The organism is Mycobacterium sp. TH-M106, assembly GCF_057473765.1.
Genome location: NZ_JBYCLE010000109.1, coordinates 1 through 13,924 on the forward strand (window position 1 = coordinate 1; position 13,924 = coordinate 13,924).

12 protein-coding genes and 3 pseudogenes are annotated in these 13,924 nt (G+C 67.9%); 8 read left to right on the forward strand and 7 right to left on the reverse strand.

Features of this window, described 5'->3' with window-relative positions:
• On the forward strand, positions 1-197 hold a 197-nt coding region (locus AC2VOP_RS03695), incomplete at its 5' end, for a biotin/lipoyl-containing protein (protein WP_486959715.1).
• Between the two features lie 30 nt (positions 198-227).
• Here AC2VOP_RS03695 and AC2VOP_RS03700 read toward each other — a convergent pair.
• Complete coding sequence (locus AC2VOP_RS03700; protein ID WP_486959716.1) at positions 228-656, reverse strand: TA system VapC family ribonuclease toxin; 429 nt, start codon at positions 654-656, stop codon at positions 228-230.
• Positions 657-1,017: 361 nt separating this feature from the next.
• On the opposite strand from AC2VOP_RS03700, the gene AC2VOP_RS03705 reads away from it, so the two are divergent.
• Together AC2VOP_RS03705 and AC2VOP_RS03710 are read left to right on the forward strand one after the other, a co-directional pair.
• Positions 1,018-1,272 (forward strand): FitA-like ribbon-helix-helix domain-containing protein, encoded by a 255-nt coding sequence (locus AC2VOP_RS03705; protein ID WP_486959717.1) that lies wholly within the window; start codon positions 1,018-1,020, stop codon positions 1,270-1,272.
• A complete protein-coding gene (locus AC2VOP_RS03710; protein ID WP_486959718.1) occupies positions 1,269-1,658 on the forward strand; it encodes a type II toxin-antitoxin system VapC family toxin in 390 nt (129 codons plus the stop codon). Before AC2VOP_RS03705 ends, AC2VOP_RS03710 begins: the two co-directional genes overlap by 4 nt.
• 10 nt (positions 1,659-1,668) lie before the next feature.
• Here the strand turns inward: AC2VOP_RS03710 and AC2VOP_RS03715 are convergent, their stop codons facing one another.
• On the reverse strand, positions 1,669-3,315 hold the full coding sequence (locus tag AC2VOP_RS03715) for an alpha-keto acid decarboxylase family protein (RefSeq protein ID WP_486959719.1): 1,647 nt from the start codon (positions 3,313-3,315) through the stop codon (positions 1,669-1,671).
• Positions 3,316-3,419: 104 nt separating this feature from the next.
• Between AC2VOP_RS03715 and AC2VOP_RS03720 the strand changes: the two genes are divergently transcribed.
• The 3 genes and pseudogenes from AC2VOP_RS03720 to AC2VOP_RS03730 all read left to right on the forward strand — a co-directional run.
• Positions 3,420-8,006 carry an ATP-dependent helicase gene (locus AC2VOP_RS03720; RefSeq protein ID WP_486959720.1) on the forward strand — a complete coding sequence of 1,529 codons (4,587 nt, stop codon included), beginning with the start codon at positions 3,420-3,422 and terminating at the stop codon, positions 8,004-8,006.
• Between the two features lie 165 nt (positions 8,007-8,171).
• Entirely contained in the window at positions 8,172-8,483 is a 312-nt protein-coding gene (locus AC2VOP_RS03725) for a ribbon-helix-helix protein, CopG family (RefSeq protein ID WP_486959721.1), read from the forward strand.
• Positions 8,417-8,596, forward strand: a pseudogene (locus AC2VOP_RS03730) (PIN domain-containing protein); the annotation flags it as partial. The gene AC2VOP_RS03725 and the pseudogene AC2VOP_RS03730, both read left to right, overlap by 67 nt.
• 18 nt (positions 8,597-8,614) lie before the next feature.
• Here the strand turns inward: AC2VOP_RS03730 and AC2VOP_RS03735 are convergent.
• A complete protein-coding gene (locus AC2VOP_RS03735) occupies positions 8,615-9,646 on the reverse strand; it encodes a fused (3R)-hydroxyacyl-ACP dehydratase subunits HadA/HadB (RefSeq protein WP_486959722.1) in 1,032 nt (343 codons plus the stop codon).
• Positions 9,647-9,867: 221 nt separating this feature from the next.
• Here AC2VOP_RS03735 and AC2VOP_RS03740 point away from each other — a divergent pair, with 221 nt between their 5' ends.
• Together AC2VOP_RS03740 and AC2VOP_RS03745 are read left to right on the forward strand one after the other, a co-directional pair.
• Entirely contained in the window at positions 9,868-10,143 is a 276-nt protein-coding gene (locus tag AC2VOP_RS03740) for a type II toxin-antitoxin system Phd/YefM family antitoxin (RefSeq protein ID WP_486959723.1), read from the forward strand.
• The gene (locus AC2VOP_RS03745; RefSeq protein ID WP_486959724.1) at positions 10,143-10,535 is read left to right on the forward strand and encodes a type II toxin-antitoxin system VapC family toxin; all 393 of its coding nucleotides are present in this window, start codon (positions 10,143-10,145) and stop codon (positions 10,533-10,535) included. The genes AC2VOP_RS03740 and AC2VOP_RS03745 overlap by 1 nt, the downstream gene beginning before the upstream one ends.
• Positions 10,536-10,578: 43 nt before the next feature.
• Here the strand turns inward: AC2VOP_RS03745 and AC2VOP_RS03750 are convergent.
• The 4 genes and pseudogenes from AC2VOP_RS03750 to AC2VOP_RS03765 form a co-directional block, all read right to left on the reverse strand.
• Positions 10,579-10,818: pseudogene (locus AC2VOP_RS03750) on the reverse strand (helix-turn-helix domain-containing protein); the annotation flags it as partial.
• A 15-nt stretch (positions 10,819-10,833) separates the two neighbouring features.
• Positions 10,834-12,384 (reverse strand): MCE family protein, encoded by a 1,551-nt coding sequence (locus tag AC2VOP_RS03755; protein ID WP_486959725.1) that lies wholly within the window; start codon positions 12,382-12,384, stop codon positions 10,834-10,836.
• Between the two features lie 3 nt (positions 12,385-12,387).
• Positions 12,388-13,551, reverse strand: a complete 1,164-nt coding sequence (locus tag AC2VOP_RS03760) for a virulence factor Mce family protein (protein WP_486959726.1) — start codon at positions 13,549-13,551, stop codon at positions 12,388-12,390.
• Positions 13,552-13,622: 71 nt separating this feature from the next.
• Positions 13,623-13,924: pseudogene (locus tag AC2VOP_RS03765) on the reverse strand (mammalian cell entry protein); the annotation flags it as partial.

Genomic DNA, 13,924 nt, shown 5'->3' on the forward strand with positions numbered 1-13,924 from the left:
CGCCCATGCAGGGCACCGTGGTCAAGGTGGCCGTCGAGGAGGGACAGCAGATCGCCACCGGCGACCTGGTCGTCGTCCTGGAGGCGATGAAGATGGAGAACCCCGTCACCGCCCACAAACACGGCACCGTCACCGCTCTGGCGGTCGAGGCCGGCGCGGCCATCACCCAGGGCACGGTGCTGGCCGAGATCAAGTAGCCGACATGTGATCATGTGACGACAAGCACGTCAGGCTTGCAGTGGGTTCTCCCAACGCAGCTCTTTGAAGCGTGCGAAGTCGGTGTCGGCAGAGTACAGCGTGGCCCCGTGTTCGATGGCGAGAGCGGCCAACATCGCGTCCGGGACCAGGTTGCCGCCGACGTCATAGGCCGTGATGAGTTGGCCGAGGATCCGGTGATATTCGGGTCCCGGCTGCGGGACCCATGCAACGGGTGCCGAGAGCCAGTCAATGACTCGGTCATAGGCCGTCGTGGGCGCTAATGGTTGCGGGAAGACCCGAGGATGCGTGGCAATACGCAGAAAGGTGGCAGTGCTCTGCCACGGCAAGCCGACACGACGAGATCCGTTGAGCTGATGCGTCAGCCAGGCGACCGCGGCCTGATGCAGCTTGGCTCGCTCGTCGACGGCATAAATCAGGATATTGGCGTCGAGCAGCATCAGCGGTTTACGGGGCCATCGGCGCTCTCGATCGCCTCCCAGACGTTGGAGTAATCGATGATCGCCCTACCCATGTCATGGGTCTGCTGCCGGAAACGAGCACGGACCTCCCGCTTTGCGAGGCCAGCTCGGACCAATTCGTTGATCGCGTCACTCAACCCGATCGTGTGCTCCCGCCGAAAGCGTTCTACAGCACGGGCGACGTCATCTGCGAGGTTGACAGTTGTTCGCACCAAGCCAGGGTAACGCATCAAGATGCGTCGACCTTGACGTCTCGATGCGGAGTGGACGTCGCAGCAACGGATCGTTCTCCGTTACACTGTTAATGCAATCTGTATGGATCTCGATCTAATATGTATGCATGAGTTCATTGCTGCAGATCCGCAACGTCCCCGACGCAGCTCGACGGGAACTCAAAGCGCGAGCGGCTGCGCATGGCCAGTCGCTCAACGCCTATCTGCTCGACCTGATCAACCGGGAAGTCGCCCGCCCCACGGTTGCCGAAGTCCTTCAGCGCGCCGTGCAACGCGCCGAGCGTGCTACCGGGTCGGCGGCCGATGCCATCGACGCCGCTCGAGCCGATCGAGACGAGCAGCTGACTCGCCGCCGCGCGTGATCGTCGTCGATAGCGCTGCGCTCGTCGACGCACTCACCGTCGTCGAGGGCACCGAAGAGTTGCGCGCCGACCTCGCCGATGAGGAGCTGCATGCCCCGGCGCTATTGGACTTCGAGGTCGTCTCCGCGCTGCGCGGGTTGACCCGCGGCAGGCAGATCAGCGCGGCCCGGGCGCTCGACGCCTTGACCGACTTCGATGCCCTACCCATCCGCCGATGGTCATGCAGGGCAGCCCTTCGGCTACGGGCATTCAGCCTGCGCGACAACCTCACCGCCTACGACGCCGCCTACGTGGCGCTGGCCGAGGCGCTGGAGTGCCCGATCCTGACCCGGGACAAGCGACTGGCCCGCTCCAGCGGCCACAACGTAGAGATCCGTCTCCGCTGACCATCGCGATTCAGACACCGTAAAGACTTGCGACGTTGTCGTGCAGCTTCCGTGCCAGCGGTGGCGCGGCGTAGGTGTTGGTGACGACCTCGATGTAGGCAGCGGTGTCACCGTCTTCGGCGACCTTCATCGCCTCGTCTAGTTCGGCACAGGTCGCCACCCGTGCCGTGTACCAGTTTGTGCAGCCGAGGGCGTGTGGCAGTTCGGCGTAGTTCCACGATGCCAGGTCGTTGTAGGCGATGTCGGGATCCTTGCAGAGCAGCCGCTCGATGAGATAGCCGTTGTTGTTGAGTACGAACACGATCGGCTTGAGGCCACGGCGTCCGAACTGGCTGATTTCCTGAGCGGTCAGTTGGTGGGAGCCCTCCCCGGTGACCAGGATCAGCCGGCGATCGGGATCGGCAACCGCGGCGCCGAACGCGGCCGGCGTAGCCCATCCGATTGCCCCCCACAGGGTCTGGTTGTGAAATCGGGCGCCTTTCGGCAGGTGCGCGAAGGCCAGGCCCATCGAGCATGTTCCCGTTTCGGCGATGATGGTGTCGTTGGGTTTGAAAAACCGCTCCCACCGCGGGTAGAGCGTCTCGGCGGTGATCTCGGTGTCGCGTTCGCCGGTGACCTCGCCGAGTGTCGTCGGGCGGATCGCCGTCGAGAGGCTGCGTTTGGTGACCCGTTTGGTGAGTTCGGGCAGCAGGTCGCGCATTTCAACGCTGGTGAACACCTGGCTTCCCACCCGGGTTTGGTGTTGGCGGATGTCGATGGTTCGGGCGGGGGCCAGGTTCGAGGTGAACGCGCCGGTGTTGTAGTCGGTCATCATTGTGCCGAAGCACACCACCCGGTCGGCGGACTCCACGAACTGGCGGATGTCTTCGCTCATCAGCTTGCCGTCATACATGCCCAGGTAAGCCGGCTGCTCTTCGTCGAGCACGGATTTGTCGGCGAACATGGTCGCAAACGGTAACCCGCAGGCGTCGACGAAAGCCTGCAGCTCGGTTCGTAGGCCGAGCCGGGCAGTGAGCATTCCCGGCAGCACACAGGCCGTCTCGGCGGATCCGAGCGCTTCGATGACAGCACTGGCCGCAGCATCGAGTGACTGTGGGTCGCTGGACGGCAGCTCCAGCGGTTGCGCGCGGCCGACGACGACCCGGTCGACGAGATCGGAGGGAAAAGCCATATAGACCGGGCGACGACGGTACCGGGCCGTGGCGATCAGCCGCTCCGTTTCGTAGGCCACGTTCTGCGGAGTCATGATGGCACTGGCACAAACCACCTGATCGGCCATGTGCTTGAACAGATCGAACTCACCGTTTCCCAGGGTGTGATGGACTTGTGCACGAGCTTCCTGCACCGGCATCGCGGGCATGCCGGTCAGATGAAACACCGGCAAGGCCGCCGCATACGATCCGGCGACCGCACCGATCGCGCCCAACTCACCAACCCCGTACGTCGTGCTCAACGCGGCCATGCCCCGGACCCGCGCATAACCATCGGCCGCGTAACCGGCGTTCAATTCGTTGCAGCAGCCGATCCACTGTATGCCGCGATGTTTGACGATCGCGTCTTGCACCGGGAACGCGAAGTCGCCGGGGACACCGAAGATGTCGTCGACCCCGATTTCCTTCAGCCGTCGAAGGACATACTCGATCACTGTTTCCGACATGGGGCACTTCGTCAGGGGCTGTTAAAGCTGCGGGCGTTACGAACATAGCAACCTCCAACCGCCTCGGCGGTGCGGGAGTCGCCTCGCATTGGCACGATGGCTAGGTGAGCACCGCATCCGCCGACCCGCTGGCCCGGTTCGGCGCACTGACTCGGGACTGGTTCGCCGGTACCTTCCCCGCACCGACCCCGGCGCAGACCCGGGCCTGGTCGGCGATCGCCGACGGCAACAACACGCTGGTCGTCGCGCCCACCGGGTCCGGTAAGACACTGGCGGCGTTCCTGTGGGCCCTGGATAGCCTGACTGACGCGGCTCAACGCGTTGCCGATCCAGCCGCCGGCACCCGGGTGTTGTACATCTCGCCGCTGAAGGCGCTGGCGGTCGACGTCGAGCGCAACCTGCGCACCCCGCTGACCGGGATTCGCCGGATCGCGCAGCGGCGCGGCCTCCCGGCACCGGAGATCACCGTCGGGGTGCGGTCGGGAGACACTCCGCCGGCGCAGCGCCGCCAGCTGATCGCCCGGCCGCCCGACGTGCTGATCACCACCCCGGAGTCGCTGTTTTTGATGCTGACCTCCGCGGCGCGGGCGACGCTGACCGGTGTGCGCACGGTGATCGTCGACGAGGTGCACGCGGTGGCCGGCACCAAGCGCGGCAGCCACCTGGCGCTGTCGCTGGAGCGACTGGACGCGCAATGCGGCCGGCCGGCGCAGCGGATCGGGCTGTCGGCCACCGTACGCCCACCAGAGGAAGTCGCCCGCTTCCTGTCCGGCCAGTCCCCGACCACCGTCGTAGCTCCCCCGGCGGCCAAAGCGTTCGAGCTGACCGTGCTGGGGGTACCTCCCGCTCGCGGGGGGGTGCCGGCGCCCGATATGGTCAACCTCGCCGGCAACACCATCTGGCCCGAAATCGAAGCGCGCATCGTCGACAGAATCGAAGAACACCGCTCGACGATCGTCTTCGTCAACTCGCGGCGGCTGGCCGAGCGGCTGACCGCGCGGCTCAATGAAATCCACACCGAACGCTGTGGCGTGCAACTCGAGTCCGACCCCAACCCGCTGGTCGCCGGGGGCGCGCCCGCGCAGCTCATGGGCAGCGGCCACAGTCACGGCGCACCGGCGATTCTGGCGCGGGCGCATCACGGCTCGGTGTCCAAGGAGACCCGCGCCGCGGTCGAAGAGGACCTCAAACGCGGACGCCTGAAAGCGGTGGTGGCGACCTCCAGCCTGGAGCTGGGCATCGACATGGGCGACGTCGACCTGGTGATCCAGATCGAGGCGCCGCCGTCGGTGGCCGCCGGCCTGCAGCGCATCGGTCGGGCCGGGCATCAGGTCGGCGAAGTCTCGTCAGGGGTGCTGATTCCCAAGCACCGCACCAACTTGATCGGCTGCGGGGTGGCGGTGCAGCGCATGCTTGCCGGGCAGATCGAGACCCTGCGGGTGCCCACCAATCCGCTCGACATCCTGGCCCAGCACACCGTGGCCGCGGCCGCGGCAGAACCGCTGGACGCCGACGCCTGGTTCGACACGGTGCGCCGGGCCGCCCCGTTCGCCACCCTGCCGCGCAACGCATTCGAGGCGACGCTGGACCTGTTGTCCGGTAAGTACCCTTCCACCGAGTTCGCCGAGCTGCGGCCGCGGCTGGTCTACGACCGCGACACCGGCACCCTGACCGCGCGGCCGGGCGCGCAGCGGCTCGCGGTCACCTCCGGTGGCGCAATCCCCGACCGCGGACTGTTCGCCGTCTACCTGGCTGGCTCCGAAAAGCTTTCCCGGGTAGGCGAACTCGATGAGGAGATGGTCTACGAGTCGCGTCCCGGCGACGTCATCTTGCTGGGCGCGACCAGCTGGCGGATCACCGAGATCACCCATGATCGGGTGCTGGTGATCCCGGCGCCGGGGCAGCCGGGCCGGCTGCCGTTCTGGCACGGCGATGGCGTCGGACGCCCGGCGGAGCTCGGAACCGCGATCGGCGCATTCACCGGTGAGCTGGCGGGTCTGAACCGTGATGACTTCGGCAGACGTTGCACGGCTTTGGGTTTCGACGACTACGCCATTGACAACCTGTGGCAGCTGGTGGCCGATCAGCGCGAGGCGACCGCGGTGGTGCCTACCGACACCACGCTGGTGGTGGAGCGGTTCCGCGACGAGCTCGGTGACTGGCGGGTGATCTTGCACTCGCCCTACGGGCTGCGGGTGCACGGCCCGCTGGCGTTGGCGGTGAGCCGCCGGCTGACCGAACGTTACGGCGTCGACGCGTTGCCGACCGCCTCCGACGACGGCATCGTTCTGCGGTTGCCCGACACCGATATGGGCTCGCCCCCGGAGACTTCGGCGGCGCCGGGAGCCGAGCTGTTCGTCTTCGACGCCGACGAGATCGAAGCGATCGTCACCGCCGAGGTCGGAGGCTCGGCGCTGTTCGCCGCCCGGTTCCGGGAGTGCGCGGCCCGCGCGCTGCTGCTGCCGCGCCGGCACCCGGGCCGCCGGTCGCCGCTGTGGCAGCAACGCCAGCGCGCCGCCCAGCTGCTCGACGTGGCACGCAAGTATCCGGACTTTCCGGTGGTGCTGGAGACCGTGCGGGAATGCCTGCAGGACGTCTACGACGTACCGGCCCTGACCGGGTTGATGTCGGCGATCGCGCAACGCCGGGTCCGGGTCGTCGAGGTGGAGACGCCCACCCCGTCGCCGTTCGCGGCGTCGCTGCTGTTCGGCTACGTCGGGGCGTTCATGTACGAGGGCGATCACCCGAGCGCCGAGCGCCGTGCAGCGGCGTTGTCGCTGGACGCCGGCCTGCTGGCCGAACTGCTCGGCCGCGTCGAACTGCGTGAGCTGCTCGATCCCGAGGTCATCACCGCCGTCGCCGCCCAGCTGCAGCACCTGACTCCCGAGAAGGCTGCCCGTGACGCCGAGGATGTGGCCGACCTGCTGCGCCTGCTGGGCCCGCTGACCACCGACGAGGTGGCCGCCCGGGCCGGCGGGGCCGGTGTGGAGGGCTGGCTCGAGGGTCTGCTCACCGCCAAACGGGTGCTGGCGGTGTCGTTCGCCGGACACAGCTGGTGGGTCGCGATCGAAGACATCGGCCGGCTGCGCGACGGCGTCGGGGTGGCGGTGCCGGTCGGCGTGCCGGCCAGCTTCACCGAGCCGGTCGGCGACCCGCTGGGCGAGCTGCTGGGGCGTTTCGCGCGCACCCGCGGGCCGTTCACCACCGGCCAGGCCGCTGCCCGGTTCGGCCTCGGGCAGCGGGTGGCGGCCGACGTGCTGGGCCGGTTGGCGGCCGACCGGCGGCTGGTGCGCGGCGAATTCGCCGATGTCCCGGCGCAGCTTGGCGCCGCCGGCGAGCACTCCGGCGAGCAGTGGTGCGACGCCGACGTGCTGCGGATTCTGCGGCGCCGGTCGCTGGCCGCGCTGCGGGCCCAGATCGAACCGGTCTCCACCGCTGCCTACGGTAGGTTTCTGCCAGCCTGGCAGCAGATCGGTGCGGACGCCGTGTCCGGCGTGGACGGGCTGGCCGGCGTCCTCGACCAACTCGCCGGGGTCCCCCTGCCGGCCTCGGCGGTCGAACCGCTGGTGCTGGCAGCCCGGGTGCGTGACTACTCCCCCGCGATGCTGGACGAGCTGCTGGCCTCCGGGGAGGTGCTCTGGTCGGGCGCCGGTACGATCTCCGGTGCCGACGGCTGGATCGCTTTTCACGCCGTCGATTCCGCGCCGTTGACGCTGGCCGCCGGTGCTGCAATCGAATTCGGTGACGCACACCGCGCGATCCTGGACACCCTGGGTGGCGGCGGAGCGTTCTTCTTCCGCCAGCTGGCTCGCGACGGGATCGGTGAGGCGGCGCTCAAAGCCGCGCTGTGGGAACTGATCTGGGCCGGCTGGATCACCGGAGACACCTTTGCGCCGGTGCGGGCCGCCCTCGCCGGCGGCCACGGCTCCCGAAGGCGCTCGACGCCCGCGCACCGGCAGCGGCGCCCGCCGCGGCTGAGCCGTTACAGCGTGGCCCACCCCGCGGCCCGTGCCGCCGATGCGACCGTGGCCGGCCGCTGGTCGGCGCTGCCGACCCCGCAACCCGATTCCACCGTGCGGGCACATCATCAGGCCGAGCTGCTGCTACACCGCCACGGTGTGCTGACCAAAGGCGCGGTGGCCGCCGAGGGAGTGCCCGGCGGATTCGCCACCCTGTACAAGGTTCTGAGCGCATTCGAGGACGCCGGCCGGTGCCAGCGCGGCTACTTCGTCGAGTCGCTGGGCGGGGCACAGTTCGCCGTCGCGTCGACGGTCGACCGGCTGCGCGGCTACCTCGACGGTGTCGACCCGCGCCGGCCCGACTACCACGCCGTGGTGCTGGCCGCCACCGATCCGGCCAACCCGTACGGCGCGGCGTTGCCGTGGCCGGCCGGTGCCGGCGCCGCCCGACCGGGCCGCAAAGCGGGGGCGCTAGTGGTGCTGGTGGACGGGGCGCTGACCTGGTTCGTCGAGCGCGGCGGGCGATCACTTCGTAACTTCGTCGACGACGCCGAAGCCCAACATGCCGCCGCCGTCGCGCTGGCCGACGTGGTGGCCGCCCGACGGGTCGACGGGCTTACTGTCGAGCGGGTGGACGGGGTGCCGGTGCTGCAGCTCCAGGATTCGCCGGTGCTGGCGGCATTGACCGATGCCGGATTCGCCCGGACCCCCCGCGGATTGCGGTTGCGGTAGTCGGATGGCCGACGCCCGCCCGCTGTAACACGGCGCGAACCGACCCGCCATCCGCATCACATGGGTGTTGTCCAGCTCGGGGTGAAACTGCCCGAAGGGCCACCGCCGCCGGGCGAAGTCCCGGCTGCGGCGTAGCGATGCTTGTGATGCGGTATTGTCGTCATCATGCGCACCACTGTGTCGATCTCCGATGAACTGCTGGCGGCCGCTAAGCGTCGGGCCCGCGAGCGGGGTCAATCGCTGGGCGCAGTAATCGAGGACGCCCTTCGCCGAGAACTTGCTGCGGTCCGCGGCCGGAGCCCTCGGCCGAAAGTTCCGGTATTCCGCGGCGGCGGCGGCATCCGGCCGGGGCTCGACCTGACTTCTAACCGGGCGTTGTACGAGGTTCTCGACGAGGGCCAGGACCTGAACCCGGCCCGCGGCACCTCGCGCTGCTGCGCGAAATCTGCGACGAGGCCGACGCGTCCGGCGATCTGATCCCCGACGCTGTCATAGCGGCCATCGCCGTCGAGCATCACTGTGACGTCGTCACTCTCGACCGGGATTTCGCCCGGTTCGCGTCCGTGCGCCATCTGCGCCCGGGTGTCTGAATACAAGAGCTTGATGCCTCAGCGGAAGCGGATATTCGACGTCGCCAGGCCGAAGATCTTCCGGCCACCGGACTTCGCCGCGACGACGACGACACCGCTGCGGGTTGCCGGGTCCAACGACTTGAGCCGGCCGCCGAACTCGATGTCGCCGCCCTCGGCGGCCGACACGATCGCGGGCTGGGATAACCGCACTGCGAAACGGGTGACCGCGCCAGGGTCGCCCGACCATGCGGAGACGAACCCCGCACCCAAACCCATGGTGAGCATTCCGTGGGCGATCACATCGGGCAGCCCGGCCAGCTTGGCGAGGTCCTCGTCCCAGTGAATCGGGTTGGCGTCGCCGGCTACACCGGCATAGTTCACCAGGTCGCCGCGGGACAGTCGGGCATGGTGCACCGGCAGCTCGTCGCCGATCTTCAGGTCATCGAACGACGGTGTTCCCGGCGTACGGGTCATTCCCGCCTTGGTGATTCGCACCTTGCCCTCGGGGCGCACGGTCTTCTGATAGCTGGCAGCGGACTGGTCGACGCCGAGGATGTTCACGTCGTGCATCATCACGTTCTGCACGGCCGCCCTGATTCCCGCGTCGACCTCGTCGGCGGTGACGCCGACGACCGTGGTGTGCAGGGTGTGCACCCGCTCTCCGGCGGTGTCGGTGAAGGTGTTGGTCACGGTGATCAGGTCTCTGCCGGCGATCGTGCGCACCGACGACAGTTCGACATCGGTGAGCAGTTCGTCGCCGGCCACGATCGGGCGGTGCTGCTCGAAGACCTCCTCGGTCTGCACGTAGGTGTCGTAACCGACGACCACTGATTCGAACATGCGCCGATTGGTCGCCATGGCCGGAACCGACGTGAACGTCAGCGGGGCAACCACGTCCGGATAGCCCAACTCCGCGGCGGCGGCGACATCCCAGTGCGCGGGGTGATAGTCCTGCACGGCACGGGCGTACTCGCGCACCTTCTCGCGACCGACCCGGTAGGTGCCGTCCGCCTGGTAGTAGTGGCCGACCCGCGATTCGATCGCCGACGCCGCTGTTGCTGCGACCATGAATGTACTCAACCGTTCTCTCGGCTTCGTCGGTGAGACCGACCAGTGCACACTAACGCTCAGGCACCTTCACAATCCATGTCGGTGACCTGTAACGGCAGGCTGTCCCCGAGATGCGAGCGTGTGGGCAGCGTGTCCAGCAGGTCGGCGAAGTCACGTGCGGCCGGGATCGCCCTGGCTTACCAACGGGTCGACGCCACCTGAAGTGCTACTGTTAGCACATGGCGTCGGTGGGTGTGCGGGAGCTGCGACAGCGAGCCAGCGAACTCCTTCGGCGCGTCGAGGCCGGCGAGACGATCGAGATCACCGACCGCGGTCGGCCCGTCGCCGTGCTCTCGCCGATGTCGAAGGGCGGTCCGTACGAGCAGATGCTGGCCAGCGGCGAGATCGAGCGCGCAGCGCTCGATTTCAACGATCTGCCCGAACCGCTCGAACTCGAACCGGGCGTCGAGCTGCCGTCGCTGACGCTTGCTCGGCTGCGTGAGCACGAGCGCTGATGGCGGCCGTTTACCTCGACTCGTCGGCTATCGTCAAACTCGCGGTTCGTGAGCCGGAGTCGGATGCGCTGCGTCGCTACCTTCGCCGTCGCAGTCCGCGGGTGTCCAGCGCCCTGGCACGGACGGAGGTCATGCGGGCTCTGCTCGACAAGGGCGAACCAGCCCGAAAAACCGGACGTCGCGCGCTGGCGGGTCCCGACCTGCTTCGCCTCGACAACCGGGTGCTCGATCTCGCTGGTCGGCTCCTGCCATTCGAACTACGCACGCTCGACGCCGTCCACCTGGCGACGGCGCAGCGGCTCGGCACCGACCTCGGCCGGTTGTGCACATACGACGACCGGATGGCTGTCGCCGCCGCCGAACTCGGCATCGCCGTCATCGCCCCCTCGTAATCACCGTGCCCACCTGGATGCTCCCAGGTCAAAGGCTCGACCGTTACGGATGCCTTGGGCTGGAGTGCCCGGATTGCTTGATGCCACGTGGCAGATACGAACCGGGACTGCGGCCAGTCCATCGCCGAAAGGCCCTGGTGAAGGCGCTCGGTTCGGAGAAGCCCAAGCGTCGCGACAGTGCCGCCAAGGTTTCCTCGCCACGGACCAGGCCGGCGATTGCGGCGTCGCGCAGGATCGAGTCGCGGATCTGTCGGATGGAGGTGTGCTCATCGCGAAGTCTGCGGCCCGTGCAATTGGATCAGCCGGCCGGCGCGAGCATCTGCTTCCAGCCGTCGTCGCCAATGTTGTCCGAATTCGTCACGGAAAACCGCTGTCCGTCGGGTCCGACGACGACACCGCTCTGCACGTCGTAAATCGCGGTGGGCGACGCGGCCGGAACGTAGACGCACGGGTTGGGTTGTTGCCCGTTGCATTCGACGGTGCCCGAGCCCGGCCGCTGCAGCGGATCGCTGACCGGGGGCGGCGTGCCCGGCAGCTGATCCGCGGGCAGCGGATTGAGATTGGTGTTGATCGACGGTGCAGGGATCACCCGACCCGGGTCGACGGGCTGGTCGCAGCGCGCGCCGGGCGCGGGGCAGTTGCGGATCTGATTCGGGTCTCCGTACCACGGGTTGGTGCCCAACGGCACATAGGGTTTGTCGCTGCGGCACTCCCGCGGGCTCGCCGCCCGCTTACCGGGCACATCCACACACAGGTTGTTACGGGCACCGCGCACCACGTTCGTGTAGGTGTCCTGCGGGATCTTGCAGTAGGTGCCGGCAGGCAGCGGCGCGGTGCTGGTGTCCGCTGGTGAGCGCCACTGCGACGCCGGCAGGAAGCCGGTCAGGCACGGCGGCGGCTGGTTGATCGACAGCGCGACGTCCAGTGACACCTGGTCGGGGTAGGCGGAGACCGCCGCCTGCGACTCCGCAACGGACTGCGGCAAGAACACCAGCAGCCCCTCGACGCCGTTGTGATAGCGCTTGAGCATGTCCGCCACGACCGCGACATTGGCCAGCGTCTGCGGCAGCGCGTCACGCACGGCGGCCAGCGTCGCATTGACCTGATCTGCCGTGGGTGCGACGTTGGCCACGACGCTGCGCAACGCGTGGTCCTGCTCAGCGGTCTGCGCGGCCAGCACATTGAGGTTGGCGGCCCAGCGCCCGATCTCGTCACTGGAATCGACCTGGCTGTCGATGATGGGCGCCGAATGCTCGATGATGGCGTTGACGTCGTTGATGTTGCCCTTGACGTCGTGGGCGATCGCAGTGGTGGCGTCGACCAAGCGCCGAAGGGGAGGCCCCAGCCCGCCCACGGCCTGTGACGTCTCGTCGAGCAGTGCTGCGATCTTGTCCTCGGGCAGCGCCGCTATGCCCTGGTTGGCAGCATCGAGCGCGGGGCCGATCTGGGCGGGCACCGTGCTCTTGGTGATCGTCTGCCCGTTGTCGAAGTACGGACCGCTGCTGCGGGCCGACACCAGGTCGATGTACTGTTCACCGACCGCCGAGACCGAGTGCACATGAGCTGAGGCGTCAACTGGAATGCGGTAGCCGGTGTCGATGCTCATCGCCGCCTGCGCGCCCTGCTCGGTCGGCTCGACGGCGGTGACCTTGCCGACGGTGATGCCTCGGTAGGTGACGTTCGCTGTGCGGTACAGCCCGCCGGATGCGGGCAGATCGGCGTACAGGGTGTATCGACCGATGCCCACTAGGCTGGGGATCCGCAGGAAGTAGATGCCCAGGACCGCCACGGCGATGATCGAGAGCGCGGTCAACAACACCAGCTGAATTTTGATCAGGCGGGTCAGCATGCCCTACTCACCCCTTTCGACCAGTGGGCCGCCCGGCACGTCATTGGGGTTCGGCGTGAACCGGACGTCCGGGATCATGGTGCTCGGATCGCGCCCCCAGGACTGCTCGAGCGCCCGCATCATCCCCGAGACTCCCGTTCCGCTCAGCAGCGCGTTGTCCAGGGTGGAAAACGTCAAGTCGGCCGTGGCCGACACGTTGACATAGTCGCCGCGAATCACCTTGTCCACGTAGTCAATGTTGAACGGGGCAGTGAGGAGCAGCCTCAGCGCGTCGGGCAGATATGGCACAGCCCGACCGAGCTGCTTGAGCGGTCGCTGCAGCGACTGCAGGTCGTGGTGCAGGTCGGTGCGGGTATCCGAGAGCGTCCGGTTGGCGACGTCGCTGAACCGCCCCAACGACTGCGTGGCGTCGGCGAACAGATCGCGGGTGTCGGCGAAATGACGGATCAGCGGCGGGATCTCGGTGAGCACCCGATCCAGCGTGTCGTCGCGGTTGGCGGCAATAGACAGGAGTTGGTTGGTGGAGTCGATCGCGCGGGTGAGGTCGTCACGTTGGCGGTTGAGTTCGGCAGTGAACGTGTCCAGCCTGGTGAGGAATTCGCGAATCTGATCGACGTGGCCGTCCAGGATGTCGAAGACCTGGGATTGGATCACCTCGAGGTTGGGAAAGCCACCGCCGTTGAGGACGACCGCGATGCTGGCCAGCGTCCGTTCGACGGTGGGGTAGGCCGAGGAGTTCTTCAGGCCAATGGTGTCGCCGCTTTTCAGCGGTTGTGGCGACGGATTCGGCGGTGCGGCCAGTTCGACGTGCTGGGTGCCTAGCAGGCTGGTCTGGCCGATTCGCGCGGTCGCATTCGCCGGCAGTTGCACGTCGGAATCGAGGTCCAGCGTCAAGGTCGCGATCCAGTTCTTCAGGCTGATGTCGCGCACCGTGCCGACCCAGACGTCGGCGACCCGCACCCGGCTGTTGGTGTTCAGCGCCAGCGTGTCGGGCACCTGAACGTAGATCGTCAAGTGCTGGGGGCCGGTGCCCTGGCCTACCGGCAGCGGCACGTTGGCGATGCCGCGCCAGCTGCACGAGCTCAACACCACCGGAGCCAGTAAGAAGGCCAGCAATACCAGCCCGCGGCGACCGGTTCCGACACGGAGTCGGGTCAGTGCGCGCATCGCGCTCGTCGCGCGCCTCAGGGCTTGTCGGTTCGGCTTGCTCCTCGCGCGCATCGCGCTCGTCGCGCACCTCACTGGCGCGGCCCGGTCTGCGCGGCGGGTGCCGGTCCGGGAACGACGCCCGGCGCCGGCGCGGGTGGCGGTCCCGGCTGCGGGTACCAGGGCGGTGGCAACGGGCTGGATTCGTCGTAGGCGTCCGGCGACCCGGGCAGGTTGGTGCCCGGTGGTGGGGGCGTGATGTCCGGGCCGCCCATCAGCTCGGCCAGCGATTCCGGGGTCAGCATGTTCGCGGTGAGCGGTTGAACCTGCGTGCCCTGCATCCCGGGTGCGACGATCCAGCCCGGCTCGGAGTTGCGATGCGAAAACGGGGTGT